This is a genomic window from Bacillus sp. EB106-04-02-XG92 (genome assembly GCF_058791995.1).
On the sequence record NZ_JBYTEA010000001.1, the window covers coordinates 213,708 to 234,655 of the forward strand.

Annotated in this window: 16 protein-coding genes; all 16 read right to left on the minus strand. The window is 36.5% G+C overall.

Features of this window, described 5'->3' with window-relative positions:
• Positions 1 to 16: 16 nt before the first annotated feature.
• Entirely contained in the window at positions 17 to 934 is a 918-nt protein-coding gene (gene spoIIGA, locus AC3WVA_RS01010) for a sigma-E processing peptidase SpoIIGA (RefSeq protein ID WP_048530602.1), read from the minus strand.
• Between the two features lie 307 nt (positions 935 to 1,241).
• Positions 1,242 to 2,396, minus strand: a complete 1,155-nt coding sequence (gene ftsZ / locus AC3WVA_RS01015) for a cell division protein FtsZ (protein WP_000888987.1) — start codon at positions 2,394 to 2,396, stop codon at positions 1,242 to 1,244.
• 39 nt (positions 2,397 to 2,435) lie between these two features.
• Entirely contained in the window at positions 2,436 to 3,743 is a 1,308-nt protein-coding gene (ftsA, locus tag AC3WVA_RS01020) for a cell division protein FtsA (protein ID WP_048530604.1), read from the minus strand.
• Between the two features lie 401 nt (positions 3,744 to 4,144).
• On the minus strand, positions 4,145 to 4,915 hold the full coding sequence (gene divIB / locus AC3WVA_RS01025; RefSeq protein WP_000798231.1) for a cell division protein DivIB: 771 nt from the start codon (positions 4,913 to 4,915) through the stop codon (positions 4,145 to 4,147).
• A 98-nt stretch (positions 4,916 to 5,013) separates the two neighbouring features.
• Entirely contained in the window at positions 5,014 to 5,919 is a 906-nt protein-coding gene (murB, locus tag AC3WVA_RS01030) for a UDP-N-acetylmuramate dehydrogenase (protein WP_048530605.1), read from the minus strand.
• Positions 5,920 to 5,980: 61 nt separating this feature from the next.
• On the minus strand, positions 5,981 to 7,075 hold the full coding sequence (murG, locus tag AC3WVA_RS01035) for an undecaprenyldiphospho-muramoylpentapeptide beta-N-acetylglucosaminyltransferase (protein ID WP_098345065.1): 1,095 nt from the start codon (positions 7,073 to 7,075) through the stop codon (positions 5,981 to 5,983).
• Positions 7,076 to 7,176: 101 nt separating this feature from the next.
• Entirely contained in the window at positions 7,177 to 8,268 is a 1,092-nt protein-coding gene (spoVE, locus tag AC3WVA_RS01040) for a stage V sporulation protein E (RefSeq protein ID WP_048530607.1), read from the minus strand.
• Positions 8,269 to 8,358: 90 nt separating this feature from the next.
• Positions 8,359 to 9,711, minus strand: coding sequence for a UDP-N-acetylmuramoyl-L-alanine--D-glutamate ligase (murD, locus tag AC3WVA_RS01045; protein WP_098344989.1), 1,353 nt, complete (start codon positions 9,709 to 9,711; stop codon positions 8,359 to 8,361).
• Positions 9,712 to 10,686 (minus strand): phospho-N-acetylmuramoyl-pentapeptide-transferase, encoded by a 975-nt coding sequence (mraY, locus tag AC3WVA_RS01050; RefSeq protein WP_063675631.1) that lies wholly within the window; start codon positions 10,684 to 10,686, stop codon positions 9,712 to 9,714.
• A 22-nt stretch (positions 10,687 to 10,708) separates the two neighbouring features.
• Positions 10,709 to 12,184: a UDP-N-acetylmuramoyl-L-alanyl-D-glutamate--2,6-diaminopimelate ligase gene (gene murE / locus AC3WVA_RS01055; RefSeq protein WP_429603609.1), complete on the minus strand. Its 1,476-nt coding sequence runs from the start codon at positions 12,182 to 12,184 to the stop codon at positions 10,709 to 10,711.
• A 207-nt stretch (positions 12,185 to 12,391) separates the two neighbouring features.
• Positions 12,392 to 14,308, minus strand: a complete 1,917-nt coding sequence (locus tag AC3WVA_RS01060) for a stage V sporulation protein D (protein ID WP_048530613.1) — start codon at positions 14,306 to 14,308, stop codon at positions 12,392 to 12,394.
• A gap of 54 nt (positions 14,309 to 14,362) precedes the next feature.
• Positions 14,363 to 16,519 carry a penicillin-binding protein gene (locus tag AC3WVA_RS01065; protein ID WP_098344988.1) on the minus strand — a complete coding sequence of 719 codons (2,157 nt, stop codon included), beginning with the start codon at positions 16,517 to 16,519 and terminating at the stop codon, positions 14,363 to 14,365.
• 21 nt (positions 16,520 to 16,540) lie between these two features.
• Positions 16,541 to 16,903, minus strand: a complete 363-nt coding sequence (gene ftsL, locus AC3WVA_RS01070; RefSeq protein ID WP_000067082.1) for a cell division protein FtsL — start codon at positions 16,901 to 16,903, stop codon at positions 16,541 to 16,543.
• Positions 16,904 to 16,918: 15 nt separating this feature from the next.
• The gene (gene rsmH, locus AC3WVA_RS01075) at positions 16,919 to 17,851 is read right to left on the minus strand and encodes a 16S rRNA (cytosine(1402)-N(4))-methyltransferase RsmH (RefSeq protein WP_098344987.1); all 933 of its coding nucleotides are present in this window, start codon (positions 17,849 to 17,851) and stop codon (positions 16,919 to 16,921) included.
• 368 nt (positions 17,852 to 18,219) lie between these two features.
• Positions 18,220 to 19,836: a bacillithiol biosynthesis cysteine-adding enzyme BshC gene (gene bshC / locus AC3WVA_RS01080; RefSeq protein WP_098344986.1), complete on the minus strand. Its 1,617-nt coding sequence runs from the start codon at positions 19,834 to 19,836 to the stop codon at positions 18,220 to 18,222.
• Positions 19,837 to 19,915: 79 nt separating this feature from the next.
• Positions 19,916 to 20,800: a 2-dehydropantoate 2-reductase gene (gene panE, locus AC3WVA_RS01085; protein WP_176539087.1), complete on the minus strand. Its 885-nt coding sequence runs from the start codon at positions 20,798 to 20,800 to the stop codon at positions 19,916 to 19,918.
• Between the last annotated feature and the right edge of the window lie 148 nt (positions 20,801 to 20,948).

Sequence of the window (20,948 nt, forward strand, 5' to 3'; positions counted from 1 at the left end):
ATCCCGCCTCCCATTATTAAGCAATTACCATTTTTTGCGAAATTAACATTTTCGGATGCACAATACATTGATACTCTCCATTAGTTGATAACTGTTGTGTATTTAACCCAATCAATACTTTGCTGACTACAATAGAACTACCTTCATGATCAATGTGTACACTGTCTGGCTTAACGGCCCATAAAAATTGACTCTCTACTCCTACTGCTCGGAAAGGAATTAAGCGTAATTTTGTCGCCCACCCAGAATCATTTTCTGGTATTTGAGGAATCTCTGTTTTGGAATAAACTTGTTCTGTTAACCAAGCTGGCAAGCAATGTTCTAATGATGAAATATGCATTATCATAACGGGTGTTTTTGTTAAAGGATCGTAAAGTTGGTTCCCACTATCAATCAAACCTGTAAGTTCTAGTTCCTCTTCAGCTAATTGAATTTTCAACTTCACAATTTGATCATAGTGTATTTTTGTAACCTCTACGCTTTCAATACGCTTTTTAGAAAAATAATAGATTACTGGAAAACCAAAAACAACAAACAACCAGCTAATTGGATCACCGTAAGAAATAGATTGAGATTGCACCAATCCATTTACCATTTCATTCGTTTGCAAAAAGAAATGAGTGCCAATTAAGCCTCCGCCAACCATAAAGGTTACAAAATAAAAAGTAAAAACAGTTTGTGCATAATTTCTAAACGTTGTAAATCCAAATGCTGTATACACAATAAGTAACGAGTACAGTAGTTTCATAATCGGATGTGTCATCATAGAAGCAAAAGGAGTAAAGGCAAAAATAACAATGGTTGAACCTATAAATGCCCCTAACACAAGCCTCCATCTTTTGATCTTCTTTTTTAACACGGTGGCTGTTAATAAAAGTAAAAGAAAATCAATGCAGGCGTTTAACAACCAAACAACGTCGGCGTAAACAACCAAACAATTCACCTCTTTTTTTAAGTTGAGACTAGTATAATGCATATCCAATAGGAAAGTGTGTCAATTTGCGGAGGTGTTTTTTTGTTATTTTGTGCTTTCTAGACATAATCTGTCGGTAAAAAATAAAAGTATATGTTTCATAGAATACTATGCTTTTTTACTTACATATAAAGTGAAATGTATAAAGTGAAACTTTAATCAGTGGGGGTCTTACTGCCCATTAAAGTGGGATAAAATAAAAAAAGACCTGCTTAGCAGATCTTTCTCCTGTATAAAGCAAAAAAGGAGCCTGAAAGCTCCTTTTCTTTTATCGTCTACGACGGTTACGTAAAAATGCTGGAATATCGATATCATCTGAATCTGAATGACGCTCATGTACAACCGGCTCTTCACGCTTCATTTCACGTTTTACTTCACGTTGTTTTGGAGGTTGAGCTACTGGCTGTTGCTGTTGTTGCGTGTGGTTCACATTCGGACGAATGATTGGTTTTGGTGGTTGAGTTGCAATGCTATCATCAAAACCAGTTGCAATTACAGTTACAACGATATCATCTTTTAATCCTTCGTTAATAACAGAACCGAAAATCATATTTACTTCTGGATCTGAAGCTGAAGCTACAATGTCTGCCGCTTCTTGTACTTCATATAAGCTTAAGTTAGCTCCACCCGTAATGTTCATGATAACACCTTGAGCTCCATCAATAGATGTTTCTAATAATGGACTAGAAATCGCTTTTTTCGCAGCTTCAGCAGCACGATTTTCTCCATTACCAGAACCAATACCCATTAAAGCAGAACCTCTATTAGACATAATTGTTTTTACGTCTGCGAAGTCTAAGTTAATTAAACCTGGTGTTGCAATTAAATCTGAAATACCTTGTACACCTTGACGTAATACGTTATCTGCTTCACGGAATGCTTCTAACATCGGCGTGTTTTTATCAACAATCTCTAATAAGCGATCGTTTGGAATTACAATAAGTGTATCTACATTTTCTTTAAATGCAGCAATACCAGATGCCGCTTGTGTTGCACGCTTACGTCCTTCAAATGTAAATGGACGTGTTACAACACCAACTGTTAATGCACCTAATTCTTTTGCAACTTGAGCAACAACTGGAGCTGCACCAGTTCCAGTTCCGCCGCCCATACCAGCAGTTACGAATACCATATCAGCACCACGAAGTGCTTCTTGGATCTGTTCTTTGCTTTCTTCGGCAGCTTTTTTCCCTACTTCAGGGTTTGCACCTGCACCAAGTCCACGTGTTAATTTTCCACCAATTTGCATTTTTGTTTCAGCTTTTGATAGATTTAATGCTTGTGCATCAGTATTTACAGCGATAAAGTCTACACCTTGTACACCGTGTTCAATCATACGGTTTACAGCATTGTTTCCGCCACCGCCGACACCGATAACTTTTATATTCGCTAATTGATCTTGAGTAGTATCAAACTCTAACATGTCGAAATCCCCCTAGAACCTCATTTTTCGTGTCCAATTTTAATCCCATAAATAACGGAATACACGTTTTACTTTTGACATCATACGTTCATCATTTTGATTATTATTGTTTTGATTACGAGTTTTTTGTTTAGCAGGTTGCTGTTGTACCGGCGTTGGAGCTGGTGCTGGTACTGGTTCAAAATGCTCTTGCTTTTCCTGCACATTTTTCCCTCGTAATTTAGCTTTTTGATAAGAATGTTTAATTAATCCCACTCCACTTGTATATTGTGGCTCACGCACACCAATATAATCAGGAGTTGCTATACGAACATTTTCATGTAAAATATCATATGCAAGATCAAGAACACCTGGCATAGAAGCAATTCCACCAGTTAGTACATAACCAGAAGCTACTTGCTTTACTCCTAACTTACGTACTTCATCTTGAACAAACATTAAAATTTCCTCTACACGAGCCTCTATTATATCCGATAATTCCAATTGAGAATATTGTTCTGTTTGATCGCTTCCCATAATAGGAACCGTAAACATCTCTTCTTCAGATGCTGTATCATAAAAAGCATGTCCATATTTCAACTTAATTTGATCTGCATTTTCTGTTGAAGTTTTCAACCCAATCGCAATATCCTTCGTTATATGGTCTCCACCTAATGGTAATACACTCGTCGCTTGTAACTCTCCATCTTTAAAAATAGATAAAGTTGTAGATCCTCCCCCCATATCAACAAGGGCTACTCCTCTATTTTTTTCATCTGAAGATATAGCAACTGTAGCAGCCGCTAAAGGCTGAAGGCAAATATCAACAATTTCAAGACCTGCTTTTTCTACACAACGAAGTAGGTTATGTAGTAAAGTTCTCGAGCCTGTAATAAGTGTACCTTCCATTTCTAATCTTACACCGATCATCCCTCGTGGATCGTTAATCTCGTCAAGACCGTCTACAATGAACTGTCGAGGTACCACATCAATAAACTCACGTTCTGGAGCAATTGACACAACTTGTGCTGCATCTAGAACGCGTAAGACATCTTCATTCCCGATTTCACGATCTTCATTTGAAACAGCGACTACTCCGTGACAAGGAAGTAGCTGTACCTGGTTTGCATTGACACCTACTACAACTTGCTCAATGTGGATTCCCACCATGCGCTCAGCTTGTTCAATTGCTTTTTTAATTGATCGAACAGTCTCATCTATATCAACTATCGATCCTTTCTTCAAACCATTTGATTTTACATTTCCAACACCAATTATGTTTAAGCTGTCATTAACCATTTCACCAATGATGACTTTAACATTGGATGTACCGATGTCAAGACTAACATATATTTCATTGCTGTTCATTCTTTGGCACCTCCTTCTTTATTTATACCATACAACTCAATATATGGAACAACAATCGCAACTTTACTATTTATAAGAAAAATATTCAACGTCTTTATACGTTTCCCTTTTTTAACCCTATATTTTTCTTATTTTTTATTTAACATTCATTTAAGAATACCGCAGTAAACTGTGAATAACTGCTTATCTTGAAATAATTCTATTTCAAGTGTAAAGATTACCGCCAAGTATAAGTCTACACTAAGATGTACTCATAGAAAAGTGAAACTTGTACCAATCCTAGTATGAATCTAAGAATTTTTACATATTTTTCATCAAATAAACCATTCTTGTAAATTCCTATGCATCAAGTAGAACGTTCGTTTCGTTTTTTCTACAATAATGTAGTGAAAACTATCGTTCTATTCTTTTTTTTCTTCCGCTCCTATTTCTTTCGTATATGCCCCCACTTCTAAGTCAATTAATACCTTTTTACCTGGCTCAATTGTTTTTAATATAAGTGGATAAGCTTCCATACGTTTTGCGAAATTTTGAATCGTAGTACTCACTTCATACCCTTCATTCATATATAAAGTAAGGTGGTCTTCATTCGCATTTGTCGGCGAATAACGAATTTCAGAAATAGACCTTAAAATAGTTGGTGTTAATTTTTCAAGCTCAGCAATTAACTCCTTCATTTTCTCCTCTTTAAAAGGTTCAAAAATTGGCGCTGCAACAGGAAGTTTTCCGTTCGGAAGTACATCAAGTGTTTTCCCGTTTTCTAATAAGGGTTGTAATTTCCCATCTTTGTTTATATAACCAATCGTTAAATATTCTTCAATATGAACATCAATTTTATTTGGAAAACGTTTTTTTACATTTACGGCTTTAATTTCTTTTCGTTTCGTTAAGTTTTCTTCTGCTTTATGTGCTGTCACTCGGAAATAACTTGTATCATATGTCACACCTGATTCCTTCATTACTTGTTCATCTGTCATATAATGATTTCCAAACACACTTATCTTTTTTATATTGCTAAGCGGAGACCGAAAATAAATCAAAAAGAGCACTAATAAAAATAAAATTGATATGTATAAAATCAACCGATGATTAACATTTTTCTTGTTTTTTTTCTGTTGATTTTTTAACTTTGGTACACGATCCTGTAGTTTAATCACTTTACTATTTTTCATGTACGATCCCCCTACGTAACATAAAGAACGGCATGTTCCTCATGCCGTTCTTATCTTCTTATTATAACATAAATGATAATGAGCGGAACGAATAACCGTTATCTTCCAATGATTTCTACTTCTGTATGCATTTCTACGCCAAATTTATCCTTGATTGTTTGTTTTATGAATGCAATTAAAGATAAGACATCTTGCGCACTGGCTTCCCCAGTATTAATAATAAAATTCCCATGCATTTCAGAAATTTGAGCTCCACCTATTTGATAACCACGAAGCCCCGCTTTTTCTATTAAATCTCCTGCAAAGTATGGAATTGGATTTCGGAACACACTTCCTGCACAAGGATGATTCCATGGCTGTGTTTCACGGCGGTAATCTTTATTCTTCTGCATGACACTTACAATTCTTTCACGCTCTCCTATCTGTAATTGAAACTCAGCTTCCAAAACAATACCAGGACGTTTCGTTTGCAATACAGATGTACGATAGGAAAACTCCAATTCTTCATGCGTTAACCAGTCAATTGTTCCATCTTCAAACAAAATAAGAGCTTTTGATACTATATTTGATATATCCGATTTATGTGCTCCTGCATTCATATACACTGCACCACCAACACTCCCTGGAATACCACTTGCAAACTCAAGACCGGCTAATCCTTGACGACTAAGTAAAGTTGATAATTTAATAAGGGGATACCCACCACCAACTCTTACTTTGTATTTTTCGACTTCTAAGTGGTCTAATCCTTCTCCTAAACGAATAACGACACCTTCTATACCTAAATCAGATACAAGAAGGTTCGAACCGCGACCAATTACAGTCCACTTTGTTTTATACTTTTTTACTAACTGCAACGTTTTTTCAATACCGGCAACATGCTTTGGCACAATTAAAATATCAGCTGGTCCACCTATTTTCATAGTCGTATAACGAGCTAACGGTTCATCCACTAACACGCGACCAACATTTGCTTCTATAAGCTCATTTACTAATTGCTCCATAAACAATCTCCCCCATACTAAGTATCCTTATTACAGTAGTATGCAGGGCTTTCACCTAACGTTATTTTTTTACAAGTTTATTCATTACTTCATACAGCTTATTTGCTGCATCAGGAATACCTAATTGCCCAGCAGCAAGCTTCATATTTTGTAATGTTTGTGCATCTAATAAAATCTCATCAATGTCACGAATAAGCGTTTCTGCTGTTAAATCTTTTTCAAGCAACATTTTTGCTGCTCCTTTATCGACAACAGAACGTGCATTTTTTTCCTGATGGTTATTTGTTACATAAGGACTTGGAATTAATACACTCGGCTTACCTAACGCTGTTAATTCTGCAAGTGTTGTTGCCCCAGCTCTTGAAACAACAAGATCTACACCCGTAAGTACTTCTGGCATATTATGAATGAAAGGTTTAATAATAACATTACTCGGATTCCCTTTTTGCTTTACTGCTTCCATCACTTTGTCGTAATGAACTTCACCTGTTACATACAATATTTCGTAACTTTTATTTCCAAACTGCTCAATTGCCTCTACGAAAGCATCGTTAATCGGTCTAGCGCCACGGCTTCCACCAAAAATAAGTACGGATTTTTTAGGAAGAGATAAACCTGCTGAACGTTTTCCCTTCATTCCATTTTGATCCATTACTTCTGATGCTCGTGGATTTCCTGTCATGACCACTTTTGATTGCGGAAAATGCTCTACAGCTGCATCAAAACAAACCGCAACTTTATCAACATAGCGGCTTAAAAACTTATTCGTTACACCAGGTACACTATTTTGTTCATGTACAATAGTTGGAATACCTAGTTTTGCCGCAGCATATACAACAGGTCCACATACATATCCACCCGTTCCAATTACAATATCCGGATTAAAACGACGAATATATCGTTTACTATCTTGTACACCTTTTAGGAAACGCATCACTGTTTTCACGTTATCTAACGATATTTTACGTTTAAATCCACTTATAACAATAGATTGAAACGGTATACCTGCTTTTGGCACAATTGTGCTCTCTAATCCATTCTCCGTTCCAATATATAAAAACCTTGCTTCCGGATTTAATTTTTTTATTTCTCTTATTAAAGCAAGAGCCGGATAAATATGACCTCCAGTGCCCCCACCACTTACTAATACACGCACTACTAACTCCTCCGCTTCTCTGTTTCTAATTTCAGTCGTTATTCTATATACATATTGTTTCTTCGCACACATACGAAAAACCCTGTCTTATAAAACAGGGTTTAGTAGCGAGAATGGCGACTTATATTTAATAATACACCTACTGCCATTAACATTAATGTCAAACTTGATCCACCATAACTTAAAAACGGTAAAGTAATACCCGTAACAGGCATCAATCCTGTTACAACACCAACATTAATCATTACTTGAATCGCAATCATCGCCACAATACCTACTGCTAAAAACGTACCATATAAATCTGGCGCTCCTAAAGCTATACGAATCCCACGCCATAATAATAGACTAAATAATAATAACACAAATGAACCACCAATAAAACCTAATTCCTCGGATAAGATTGCAAATATAAAGTCTGTTTGCGGTTCAGGTAAATAAAGAAACTTTTGTCTACTTTGTCCAAGCCCAAGCCCGAATAATCCACCCGGTCCAATTGCGAGTAACGATTGAATAATTTGAAATCCACTCCCAAGCGGATCTGACCACGGATCTAAATATGATGTTATACGTTTCATTCGATACGGTGCTGATGCAATTAACCCTACAAATCCTGCTACACCAATCAAACCAAACATTGCAAAGTGAAAGACCCTTGCTCCGGAGATAAATATCATAATGATACATGTCCCAACCATTACCGTTCCTGTCCCAAGATCTGGCTGTAACATAATCATTCCGAAAGCAAGAAATACAAAACTTAGAGCTGGTAGTAAACCACGTTTAAAAGAAGTAATTAATTTTTGTCGTTCCGCTAAAAATTTTGCTAAGAAAATAATCATCGCAAACTTCATAAATTCTGACGGTTGAATGGAAAATGCCCCGATTCCAATCCAACTTCTCGCTCCACCTCGAACAAGTCCTACTCCAGGAATAAGAACGAGAATAAGAAGAATGAAGCAAACTAGCAAAATTACTTTTGAGTACGTACGCCACACCCAATAATCAATTTTCATAATAAAAAACATAGCCACTACACCAAGACCTGCAAATAGCAATTGCCTTTTTGCAAAAAAGAATGAGTCCCCCATTTTATAAGAGGCCCAAACCGCACTCGCACTATACACCATAACCATTCCGATTGTTAACAACGCAAGTGTAACGATGATGAGAATAAAATCAGGCGTTTTCTTCATTACCCATAAACACCACCTCTTTAGGCAGAAACTTTTGCCCTATGTAACAAAACATCAGTAGGTGTTAGCCTACTGATGTTTTGATTTACTTTATATAAGTTTATGCACAGCTTGTATAAAAATGTCTCCTCTTTCTTCAAATGTTTTAAATTGATCCCAGCTTGCACACGCTGGAGAAAGAAGAATTACATCACCATCTGTAGAATGAGCGTAAGCTTTCACTACCGCTTCCTCTAAAGTATCGACACTTTCAATTGTATCTAATCCCGCTTTTTCTGCAGCTCTTACTAATTTGGGAGCTGTTTGTCCAAATGTTACAATTGCTTTTACATTTTTGAAATATGGAATTAAATCATCAAATTCATTTCCACGATCCAGCCCACCTGCTAATAACACAATCGGTTGTGTAAACGCTGATAAAGCTTTCTCAGTCGCTAACATATTCGTTGCTTTTGAGTCATTATAAACCTTACGGTTGTTAATAGTTGTTACATATTCTAGACGATGTTTAACACCTGTAAATCGTTTTAACACCGCCGTAATCGCTTCATTAGAAACACCCAATAATTTTGCGATACTCATCGCTGCTAAAATATTTTCTAAATTATGTTGACCAGGTAAAACGATATCGCCTACTTCAACAACTTTTTCACCTTTAAAATAAAGAACATTATCTTTTATACACGCGCCATCTTCAATTTCTTTCGTTGTTGAAAATAGTACTTTTTGCCCTTTACTATAAGCAGATAAAGCCATCACATCTGTATCATCTGCATTTATTACACTATAGTCATTTTCTGTTTGGTTTTTAAAAATATTTGCTTTCGCTAAACCATATTCTTTCTTCGTCCCATGATAATCTAAGTGGGCCTCAAATAAATTTAAAAACGCAGCAATTTTAGGTTGGAACAATTCTACTCCCATCAATTGGAACGATGAAAGTTCTGTAACTACAACTTCATTTTCTTTTGCATCCTGTGCTACTTCACATGCTACAGTTCCAATGTTTCCTGCAATTACAGGATGCTTTTGTCCTTCTTTTAGCATTTCAAATGTAAGCATTGTCGTCGTCGTTTTACCGTTAGAACCCGTAATCCCAACAAATGGCGCTTCTGAAATACGATATGCTAATTCAACTTCCGTAACAATCGGAATTTGTTTTTCTTTCGCAGCAACTAATATTGGATTAGAATACGGGATTCCTGGATTTTTTACCACAAGAGAAATATTTCTCTCTAACAATTCTAAAGGATGACCACCACATACAACGTCCATTCCTTTTGCTTGTAATTCTGCAGCAAGTACATTATCTGCTAAAGGCTTTCCGTCATTTACAATAACATTTGCCCCTAATTTTTGTAACAACGCAGCTGCTGCATAACCACTTTTTGCAATGCCTAATACAAGAATATTTTTATTTTGAAATTCAGTTACAGTTTTCAATTACATCCACACCCCGATATAAATTCCTAACACAGCTAATAAAAATCCTACAGACCAAAACGTCACAACAACACGCCATTCTGACCAACCACATAATTCATAATGATGGTGTAATGGACTCATTTTAAAGACACGTTTTCCTGTTGTTTTAAATGAAATAACTTGAATAATAACAGATAAAGTTTCCATTACGAATACTCCGCCAATGATTACTAATAGCAATTCTTGCTTTAATAAAATTGCTACAGCTGCAATGGCTCCACCTAAAGCTAAAGAACCTGTGTCCCCCATAAATACTTTCGCTGGATTCGCATTGAATACTAAAAATCCAAGTACAGCTCCTACAACCGCCATACAGAATATCGCTACTCCAAATTGCTCTTGTGCTACAGCAATAATACTAAACGCTCCAAATGCAATAGCAGCTGTTCCTGATAATAAACCATCTAAACCGTCAGTTAAGTTAACTGCATTTGATCCACCAATAAGCATAAATAGTACAAGTACAAAATATGCCCAACCTAATTCAAACTTAACATCTGTTCCCGGAATCATGATGTATGTGTGGAACGCTTGCCCTTTTCCAATTAAAAAGAACGCAATAGCAATAACAAGCTGACCTACTAATTTTTGTTTTGATGTTAAACCAAGATTTCTCTTCTTAACTACCTTTATGTAGTCATCTAAAAATCCAATCAATCCGTAACCAAACGTCACTAATAGTAATAACGAAACCTCTGCACCTAAATAATTAAACTTAATAGCCATAATAAGTGAAGTGACCATCATAGATACGTATATGACGATACCACCCATTGTCGGTGTCCCTGATTTTTTTTGATGTGACTTTGGTCCCTCATCACGAATACTCTGTCCGAACTTTAATTTTCTTAAAAATGGAATAAACAATGGCGAAAGGGCAACAGAAATTAAGAATGCTACCCCAGCCGTTACTAATAAACCTTGCTCAAGCACATGTAGTCCTCCTCTCACGTTGTTACTCTTCGTTGTTTAACCGCTTTGTAATTGCTTCTTTAGCGACTTCACGATCGTCAAAATGATGAACGTCTTTACCAATAATTTGATACGTTTCATGACCCTTACCAGCAATAATGATGATATCTTCAGCTTTCGCGTTAGCAATTGCATGATATATCGCTTCTTTTCTATCAATAATTACTTCATAATTATTCCCATTTGCGCCCTGTACCATATCATCTAGTATAGCTCCTGGTTCTTCACTTCTTGGATTATCTGACGTATAAATTGCGTGAGTTGCATATTTTGTTGCAACACTTGCCATGATCGGTCTCTTCGTTCGATCTCTATCGCCGCCACAACCGACGATACAATATACATCACCTTTTGCAAATTGCTTTGCTGTTTTTAATACATTCTCCAAACTATCTGGTGTATGAGCATAGTCAACAATAACTGTATAATTCTGTCCACCATCAACCACTTCAAAACGTCCTGGAACTCCAGCTAGTTTCTTTATCACATCAAGGATTGTTTCTAAACTTACACCAGAAACAAGTCCTGCCGCTGTTGCCGCTAGTACATTATATACATTAAATTTCCCAATCAATTTCATCGTAACATTTACACTTTCATACGGTGTTACAAGCGTAAATGTAGTTCCACCACTCGTCATAACGATATCTTTGGCCATAATATCACTTGTTGTATCAATTCCATATGTTACAACAGTTGCTGCAGTACTTCTCATATATTCCTCTGTTACAGCATCATCGTTATTCAGTACCGCGTACTTTTCACGATTATGATTATAACTATTGCCAAGTTGTGCAAATAACAACCCTTTTGCGTGTTTATATTCTTCCATCGTATTATGATAGTCTAAATGATCTTGTGTTAAATTTGTAAACACTGCTACATCGTAATCACATCCGTGTACACGACCAAGATCTAAAGCATGTGACGAAACTTCCATTACTGTGCTATCCACACCGTATTCAACCATTTTTGAAAATGTTTGTTGAAGTGTTAGTGCATCTGGCGTTGTATTTTTCACCTCAAATGTTTCATCACCGATTTTCATATTAATCGTTCCAATTAGCCCCGTTTTATGACCATGTGCGCGCATAATTTCATCCATAATATGCGATGTTGTTGTCTTTCCATTTGTACCTGTAATTCCGATTAAATGTAACTTGTGTGTTGGTTGACCATAAAAATAATCAGCTAAAACCGCTAACGAACGAAAAGTGTTTTTCACAAGTACAACTGGAACGTCAACATCAATTGGTCTTTCCGCAACAATAGCAGCCGCTCCTTGTGCCGCTGCTTGCTTAGCAAAATCATGGCTATCAACCGTATACCCTTTCATACATACAAATAAGCTTCCCTCTTTCACTTTACGTGAATCAGCTTCTATAGATGTGATTTCTGGATTTTCTTTTGGAACAACTGGAAAATCATGCAAACATGATAAAAGTGTATGCAACTTCATTTCACTAAACCCTCTCTACATTGTGTATTTATCTCTTTTTTAATAAGCAACACGTTACCTCCTAATTATGTAAAATAGGAGGTACGTGCTACTGTGTCTAATAAATAGACTTATTTATAATTGAAACTTTTACGGTCTCAAATTAAGTAACTCTTCTATAGAGAACTCACTTCCACCAATTGTACCATAAAACGTACTAGGTTACCTTTAATTCCCGAAGTAAATTCTAATTTTTGAGCCTTCTTTCACTTTAGCTCCTGCTTCTGGGGACTGTTTAATGACTTTCTCTCCGTCTCCACTTATATCAAGCTTCAAATCGACGAGCTGCGTCTGTAAGTCTTTCTTTTTCATACCAATTAAATTCGGAACTTCCACAGTTGGTATATCGCCCCATTTATATTCTCTTTCAACTTGTTCTGTTCTAGGTTTCACTCCCATAACAGGAAGTGCATCCCGAAGAATATTTCCAACAATTGGAGCCGCTACTACTCCACCAAATTGCGTTACACCTTTCGGATTATCAACAGCAACATAAACAACAATTTCCGGATCATCTGCTGGAGCAAAACCGATAAAAGATACAATATAATTATTCTCTAAATATTTACCATCTTTCACTTTTTGAGCCGTACCTGTTTTTCCACCTACACGATACCCATCAATGAAAGCACCTTTACCAGATCCTTTTGCTACAACATTTTCTAATGCATACCGAACTTTTTCTGAAGTTTCCTTGGAAATAACTTTTCTTTTTTCTACAGGTGTCTTTTTGCTTACAACTTGATTGTTTTTCGGATCAATAAATTCTTTAGCTATATACGGTTGATATAAAGTTCCACCATTTACAGCCGCTGCTACTGCCGCTACTTGTTGGATTGGCGTAACAGAAACACCTTGACCGAATGAAGTTGTTGCTTGCTCAACTGGACCAACTTTATCTAAATTAAATAAAATCCCACTACCTTCACCTTGCAGATCAATTCCAGTCTTCTGTCCAAAGCCGAAATTACGAATGTATTTAAACAATCGGTCTTTACCAAGGCGATCACCCAGTTCAATAAATCCTGGGTTACAAGAGTTTTGAACTACTTCTAAAAACGTTTGGCTACCGTGGCCTCCTGCTTTCCAGCATTTCAATCTTGCTCCACCAACTTCAGCTGCTCCATCATCATAAAACGTATCTTTCTCTAAGTCTACTAAATTTTCATTCAAAGCTGCAGCTAACGTAATGATCTTAAATGTTGAACCAGGCTCATACGTACTCCATACTGGTAAATTTCTATTGTACACTTCTGGAGAAACACTTTGAAAATCTGCCGGATCAAAACTTGGCCGACTCGACATACCTAAAATTTCACCATTTTTCGGATTCATCGCAATCGCAATCATACCATCTGGATTATATGTCGACTCTGCAATATTCATTTCTCTTTCCATAATTCTATTAATACGTGCATCAATTGTTAAACCTAAATTCAAACCAGCTTCTGGTTTTTTGAAGTCATCACCAACATTAGGCATCCTTTGTCCTTTTGCATCTGCAAAAAAACGCACATGGCCTTCATCACCATTTAGCTCTTTATCATAATATTTTTCTAGCCCCATAAGACCTTGGTTATCACTACCAGCAAACCCTAATACGTGCGATAAAAAGTTGCCAAATGGATAGTACCTGATAGAGTCTTCTGCGATATAAACACCTTTCAAACTTAATCCTCGTACCTCTTTCGCTTTATCATGCGATATTTTCCTTCCGCCTTTATCTAACCTTACAATTGATTCTTTTTTTGTAATTCTCTTGTAAATCTCATCTTTTTCCACACCTAATACTGCAGCTAACTTCTCTGCAGTCTCTGCTGGTTTTTCAATTTGCCTCGGTACAACAAAGACAGTTGGAGCACTTTTATTCGTAGCAAGTTCCACACCATTTCGGTCTAAAATCTTCCCACGTTCAGGTTCAAAAGTGATATTACGACTCCATGAATCTTTCGCACGATCCGTTAACATATTCCCAAGAAAAAATTGCACATATCCAAGACGAATATCGATGATAGTGAAAATAAGTATACCTGATATGAGTATAAAAATAAGTCTTTTTCTAACTGTTACATTTGATACACGCATATTGGAACAAGCCTCCCTTACGCCTAGCTTGTTCCAATATATGCTTGTACTTATTTAATTAGAACTTGGCTTTTCTGCTTCTTGTTGTGGTTCAAGTGGCGGTACAAGTGTTACACCTAACTCTGTACCAGGTTGCAACAATGTTCCTTCTGGCACACTTTGTTCAGTTACGTATCCTGTACCATTAGGTTTTAGGTTAAGCTTTAATGTTTTTGCTAAATTCATAACATCGCGAAGCGCCCAACCTTGTATATTTGGCATTGTAGGTTTATCCCCCACTAAGAAGACTCGGTCACCCTTCAATGTTTGTTCAGTCGCTTTCGGTACTTGTTGCTGTACTTTCCCTTCACCTAATACGATTGGACGAAGTTTTGCTTTATCAATAGCTTTTTTCGCTTCTTCCATCGTTTTTCCGGTTACATCTGGAACAGCAGTTTGCTGCTCTTTCACATATTTCTTCGGATCTTTCACTTCATTAGGCTTAATCTTTAAATACTCTAAACTATTCTTCGTTACATATTTAAAAATATCAGCTAAAGGTTGCGCGCCGCTCTCATCATCTTTCAATTTTGGCTGTTTAACAGCTAGATACACAACAAGTTGCGGATCGTCCATAGGTGCCATACCTAAGAACGAGAATATATAATTCTCTCTTCCCGTCATATAGCCACCTTTTCCATCCGGAATTTGCGCTGTTCCTGTTTTACCACCAACTGAATATCCATCGACTTTATAAGCAGTTCCTGTTCCTTTCGGTGATGTAACAACGCGTTCTAATAACTGTCTTACTTGCGCTGCTGTCTCTTTTGTAACCGGTTTGCCCACTTCTTCTGGCTTATGTTCTAATTTTACTTCCCCTGTTATCGGATCTACAATTTTATCAATTGTATAAGGCTTCATCATTTTTCCATCGTTCGCAATAGCAGTTGCAGCTTGCACAAGCTGAATTGGCGTTACAGTAGAACCTTGTCCAAAAGCTGTTGTTACTTGCTGTATTTGCTGATCAAATACAATTGTATTTGACCCTTCACCAGGTAAATCAATGTTCGTTTTTTCATCTAATCCAAAACTATGAATATATTTTCGGAAACGTTCTGGGCCAAGTTTTTGATCCCCTAAAATCGCAAACGCTACGTTGGAAGAACGCTCTACCCCTTCATCGAACGTGATAGATCCCCATCCAGCACCGCCGTTATGATCTTTTATTTTTCTGTTTCCGACTTGATATGTACCAGACTGATAATAATCTTGTCCCTTATACACACCTTCATTAATAGCTGCTGCTAGCGTGAATATTTTCATTGTTGATCCAGGTTCAAATGCATTTGCAATTGCATCGTTGAAGAAATATTTAATTTGACGATCATTTGGATCATAACTAGGTTTAGTAGACATTGCCAATATTTTTCCGGTTTTCGGATCTGCAACGATTCCTATTAAGCTTTCTGGTTCATAATGTTTACTCGCTTCTTTCATCGCGTCTTCTAAATAACTTTGAATACGCTGGTCAAGCGTTAAATATACATTTTCTCCATTTTTAGGTGCCTTTACATTCACTTTCCCGCCGTCAAGAGATACACCTTTACGATCGCCTGTATAAGCTACTTCTCCGTTAGAAGCACTTAAATATTTATCCAAACTTTGTTCTAAACCAAAATAACCTACTGAGGTTCCCTTATCATTTGGTTTTGCATGTCCTATGACGTAAGATGCAAAATCACCGTTTGGATACACCCTTGCATTTTCTGTAATAAAAGATATTCCAGGCAACTTCAACGCTTCAATTTGTTCCTTCTGTTCTTTCGTCAAATCCTTACCTAACGTTCCGAATTCCACTTGACTTTTATCTTTATTTAACGCAACTAAAATATCCTCTTCGCCTTTTCCAAGTACTTCCGCAATTTTCTTTGCAGTATCCTCTTTATCCTTAACCGGCTTCGCACCTTTTAATTCCGCTACAAGTTTATAAGAGTTTGCATCTTGCGCTAATACATGGCCGTTTTGATCATAAATCGTCCCGCGATTCGCTTCCAGAACTCCTGTTTTACCATGTTTTTGCTGAGCGAGTTTATCCAAATCTTGATTATGCACTGTTCCTGTTGCTTGTATGTAAAAAAATCGGGCTAATAACAGCAAAAAGAGCAGGAGGAATAAAATCATAAAATACCCTGCTCCCTTATTGGTATGAAATTTAGTCATAGTTCTCTTCATTTTCCCTTCACACCTATTGCCTTATTTGAGGCCTTTCACATTATTCGCATTAATTTCTAGCCCGTGTTTTTTTGCAACTTCAGAGATGCGTTCATAACGACTTAACTTCTCTACTTCAGCTTGTAATTCTTGATTTTCTTTTTGCTGCTGTACAATTTTTTGTTCTATTGTCGCAGCTTCTACATTAACTTGATAAAGACCTGCTTTATTTCCAATAAACGCTACACAGGCATACAATAAAAAGCCAATAAACGCTACATACAACAGTTTTTCGATTCTTGTAATCTTCGCTTTAGCTTTTGGCTGAACCATCTGCTGTGGGGGCGTTTGAATCTGAACCTCTTCTTGCGCTTGTTGTTTGTACTTTACAGCTAAGTTACTCATACCTCTCTCCCCTTTTTATCTTTTTTCAGCGATTCTCAATTTCGCAGAACGCGCTCGATTATTTTCTTCTAACTCAATATCAGAAGGTAAAATCGGTTTTCTCGTAATAAGCTTTAGTTTCGGCTTAAATTCATCAGGAATAATTGGTAATCCTGGTGGCAATTGTGGCGTTGTACTATTTCGCTTAAACGTCGTTTTACAAATACGGTCTTCTAAAGAATGGAATGTTATAACACTAACTCTTCCGCCTGGCTTGACCATCTCAATTGCAGATTCCAGCGCTTCTTCAAATACTTTCAATTCATCATTTACTGCAATACGGATTGCTTGGAACACTCGCTTCGCAGGATGTCCCCCCGTTCTACGAGCAGGAGCTGGAATACCCTCTTTAATTAGCTCTACTAATTCTGCTGTTGTTTCAATAGCTTTATTCTCACGATACGCTTCAATTTTTCTTGCTATTTGTTTTGAAAATTTCTCTTCACCATACTGGAAGAAAATTCTTACAAGTTGTTCATATGACCAGCTATTTACAACATCATATGCTGTTAACGAGGCATCCTGATCCATTCGCATATCTAACGGTGCATCATGATGATAACTAAAACCACGCTCTGGTGTATCTAATTGCGGGGATGAAACACCTAAATCAAATAAAATACCATCTACTTCTGTTATACCTAATTCCTGTAGTTTTTCAGATAAATAACGGAAATTACTCTTTACTGGTATGAACTGCTCACCGTATGAAGAGAATTTTTCTTTCGCATTTTGAATCGCTATCTCATCTTGATCAAACGCGATTAATCTTCCGCCTTCAGTTAGTTGGGATAATAAATAAGAACTATGTCCTCCTCCCCCCAGTGTACAATCTACATATGTACCATCTGGCTTTATATCTAAGCCGTCTACTGTTTCCTTCAAAAGCACTGTTACGTGTTTAAACATTGTTGCACCTACTCTTTTTCCAATTAATTATGTTGAATGTATCTCCTCCTCTAAACGCATAATTCACGATTAGAAAACGAAATACTATGAAAGAACGACTCATTTAACTTGCCTACAAAGGCAGCATACTATACAAATCGCTATTTTCTTTTATTATATACTAAATTTTATCATCTTTTGCGGGAATTTAAATAAAAAACTGTCGAAAAAGATAATAATACGTTTACATTTTGTGCTATTTTGTCATATATTTAAGTATCCTGCATAATTACGATATTCACTATTTTAAAATTGATAATTCAGAAAAATTTCACTTCACAGTAAATTCAACGAGATAAAAATAAAATCCTGCTCCTAAGAGCAAGATTCTATAGTTTTATAACATGATGTTTTCCGTTCCAAGAAAATGATTTTTCCATTACACGATCAACGAAGTCTAAACCGTACTGATTTAAATAGTAACATACATTCCACACACGCTCTTGCGGTGCTCCTGATGGGCGGAGTGCAAATTGTATGCGACGGAATTTATTTAGTTGCACTTCATGTTTTTTCTCAACATTTCTTTTCAACATTCTTTCCAGTAATTCAATTTGTTCATTAATTTTGAATTCATTTTTCCCTGCAAATGCACTTAACCCAGGATCTATTTTCTTCACAAATTGTTGTAATGACGTATGAATATTAATTATTTCTTTTTTCGCCTCTATAAATCGGTCATCTATCGGTTCCTCTATTTGATTAGACAACCAATTATCACGCAACTTCTCTACGTTATTTAAAAACGGATCACTCTCTTGCAATTGTAAATCATGCAAATCTGTCGCTATATCCCTCTCTATATAAGTGATTGTAATACGCGGAACGACAGGCGGCATTCGGAAACCAATAGTATGGAAGACTTGTTGTAATTCACTCCAGTAAGCTAATTCTCCTGGACCTCCAATAAACGCCAATGTAGGAAAGACATACTCTTGCATAAGAGGGCGCGTTACGACATTATTACTAAAGCGCTCCGGGCTTCTTTCCATCTCATCAATCAATTCCTGATATGAAAAGGAATACGCGCCATCCTTCCCAACAAATTTGCCTTGATTGTCTTCAAGCAACACTCGCTCATTATCAATTTCCATAAATATATGTACTGCATTAGACTTCGTTTCAATAATTGGTTTATATCCTAATTCTTTAATTACTTCCTGTTGGTTATGAAGCCCCTCTTGTACGTCTTTATACTTTCCTACAATTTGTTTAAAAAATGGAACTTCTAATTTTCTTAATTCAGGATGATGCGAATCGACAAGAATTAAACCAGAATCCACGAACATTTTCATAATAAGACGGCCAAAGAAATCTACATACGTATTTGATTTCTCCAAAGAATCATCAATAAATTGAAGTACATCCTTTGTAAAATTCGTTTCAGGGTATGTTTTAAAAATTTCTTCAATCCACTTTCTACAGTCTTCCAAAGAAAGCTCGGACTCTGAAGCACTCGCCTTTTTCGGATTACGATCATGAAAAATAGTCTTTTTTATTTTTTTATTCTTCGTTATAAAAGTATGATTAATTTCATCCATATCATGGTCTTCACCAGCAATCCAGAAAACAGGAACGACTTTAACACCTAAACTTTCTTCCTTTTCCTTCGCAAGCTGTAAAACTGAAATAATTTTATGAATCGTGTAAAGCGGCCCTGTTAATAACCCAGCTTGTTGCCCAGCTATTACAACATATGTATTTTCATCTCCAAGCGATTTTACATTTTGAATTGTAGCTTCTCCCGCTTGTAATTTTGTATTATATTCTAATAAATGCGCTACTAAATCTTGGCGGAAAAACTCCCTCTCACGCAAATCTTGTACACGCTGTTTAAAAGCATCTTCTGTTAACATATAATCAAAACACGACTGTATCTCTTTTTTACCGTTCATATAGTCCGCTACAACACCTTGTTGCGGAACAGAGATTTCTTTTATCTCCATATAATTCTTCCTTTCGTATCCTGTTCTCTCACCAATCCACATTGTAGTCAATGTTGCACGTAAAAGCAAAGAATTACACTTATACTTTTACTTCTAATCCTTTTATTGCATCAAATAAAAATTGAAGTGTCGGAACGGATCTTTGCTGTTTTTTAGCTTCTTCTAATACATACCCAACAATCGCACCAATTTCCGTTTGTCTATTCGCTCTTACATCTGCCAGCATAGATGATGTATTATGAGACGTTCTTTCACATACGTGACGTACCAATTCCCATACCATTTCTTTCTCTTCTTTAACAAGAAAAGCGACTTCGTAAAATACTTGCTCCATCATCTGATAAAAAAATGGATTCGTAATCAAATCTCCGTTCTTGACTTGTAACAATGCTGTTAATGGATTGATACATACATTAACCACTAATTTTTTGTGCATAACATCCTTCCAATCCTCTTCTATTTGAATCGGAAAATGCGGAAATGGAAAGCAGTTAAACATTTTTTCAAAATGTATAGACCGGCCTTGCACAATTCCAAACTTCGTTACACCTATCCCAGTATGATAAACGGTATGTATTCCTTCTTTTTTTGCACCATGCTCTACAATTCCAACTGCAATATTTTCATTCTCTATTTTCTGCATAGCATGAAGATGTGACATTCCGTTTTGCAAAAAGATTAATGAGGATTTCCCTCGCACAAAAGGTAGTATGTCAGTTATATGATATTGTTTAACAGCAATAAATATATAGTCTAGCTGCTGGTCTAACATACTTTCTATTGGTAAAACCGGCGGGAATACCGTTTCGCGTTTCCCCTCCCTAATACAAGTTACACCCGTTATATTCAATTCGTCAGCCTGCTTAGCTGTCCTTGTAAACAACGTAACATCTTGATTACTTTTTTGTAAATAAAATGCATATAATAGACCGATAGCTCCTGGTCCCACAACTCCGATTTTCATTATCACACAAGGAACTCATATGAACACGATACACAAGTCCCTTTTTCCCCTCCTCTTTTTATCCCGCAATCACCCGATTGGTAAGGACTCATAATTAACTAAAGAGGAACAAATGCCACCTCTTCTTCCAATATGTATATACTACTTA

Coding starts and splice junctions, on each gene's coding strand:
- ftsZ (WP_000888987.1), bottom strand. CDS start 2,396: ATGTTAGAGTTTGATACTACTCAAGATCAATTAGCGAATATAAAAGTT.
- ftsA (WP_048530604.1), bottom strand. CDS start 3,743: ATGAACAGCAATGAAATATATGTTAGTCTTGACATCGGTACATCCAAT.
- divIB (WP_000798231.1), bottom strand. CDS start 4,915: ATGAAAAATAGTAAAGTGATTAAACTACAGGATCGTGTACCAAAGTTA.
- murB (WP_048530605.1), bottom strand. CDS start 5,919: ATGGAGCAATTAGTAAATGAGCTTATAGAAGCAAATGTTGGTCGCGTG.
- spoVE (WP_048530607.1), bottom strand. CDS start 8,268: ATGAAGAAAACGCCTGATTTTATTCTCATCATCGTTACACTTGCGTTG.
- murE (WP_429603609.1), bottom strand. CDS start 12,184: ATGAAGTTGCATACACTTTTATCATGTTTGCATGATTTTCCAGTTGTT.
- AC3WVA_RS01060 (WP_048530613.1), bottom strand. CDS start 14,308: ATGCGTGTATCAAATGTAACAGTTAGAAAAAGACTTATTTTTATACTC.
- AC3WVA_RS01065 (WP_098344988.1), bottom strand. CDS start 16,519: ATGAAGAGAACTATGACTAAATTTCATACCAATAAGGGAGCAGGGTAT.
- ftsL (WP_000067082.1), bottom strand. CDS start 16,903: ATGAGTAACTTAGCTGTAAAGTACAAACAACAAGCGCAAGAAGAGGTT.
- rsmH (WP_098344987.1), bottom strand. CDS start 17,851: ATGTTTAAACACGTAACAGTGCTTTTGAAGGAAACAGTAGACGGCTTA.
- bshC (WP_098344986.1), bottom strand. CDS start 19,836: ATGGAGATAAAAGAAATCTCTGTTCCGCAACAAGGTGTTGTAGCGGAC.
- panE (WP_176539087.1), bottom strand. CDS start 20,800: ATGAAAATCGGAGTTGTGGGACCAGGAGCTATCGGTCTATTATATGCA.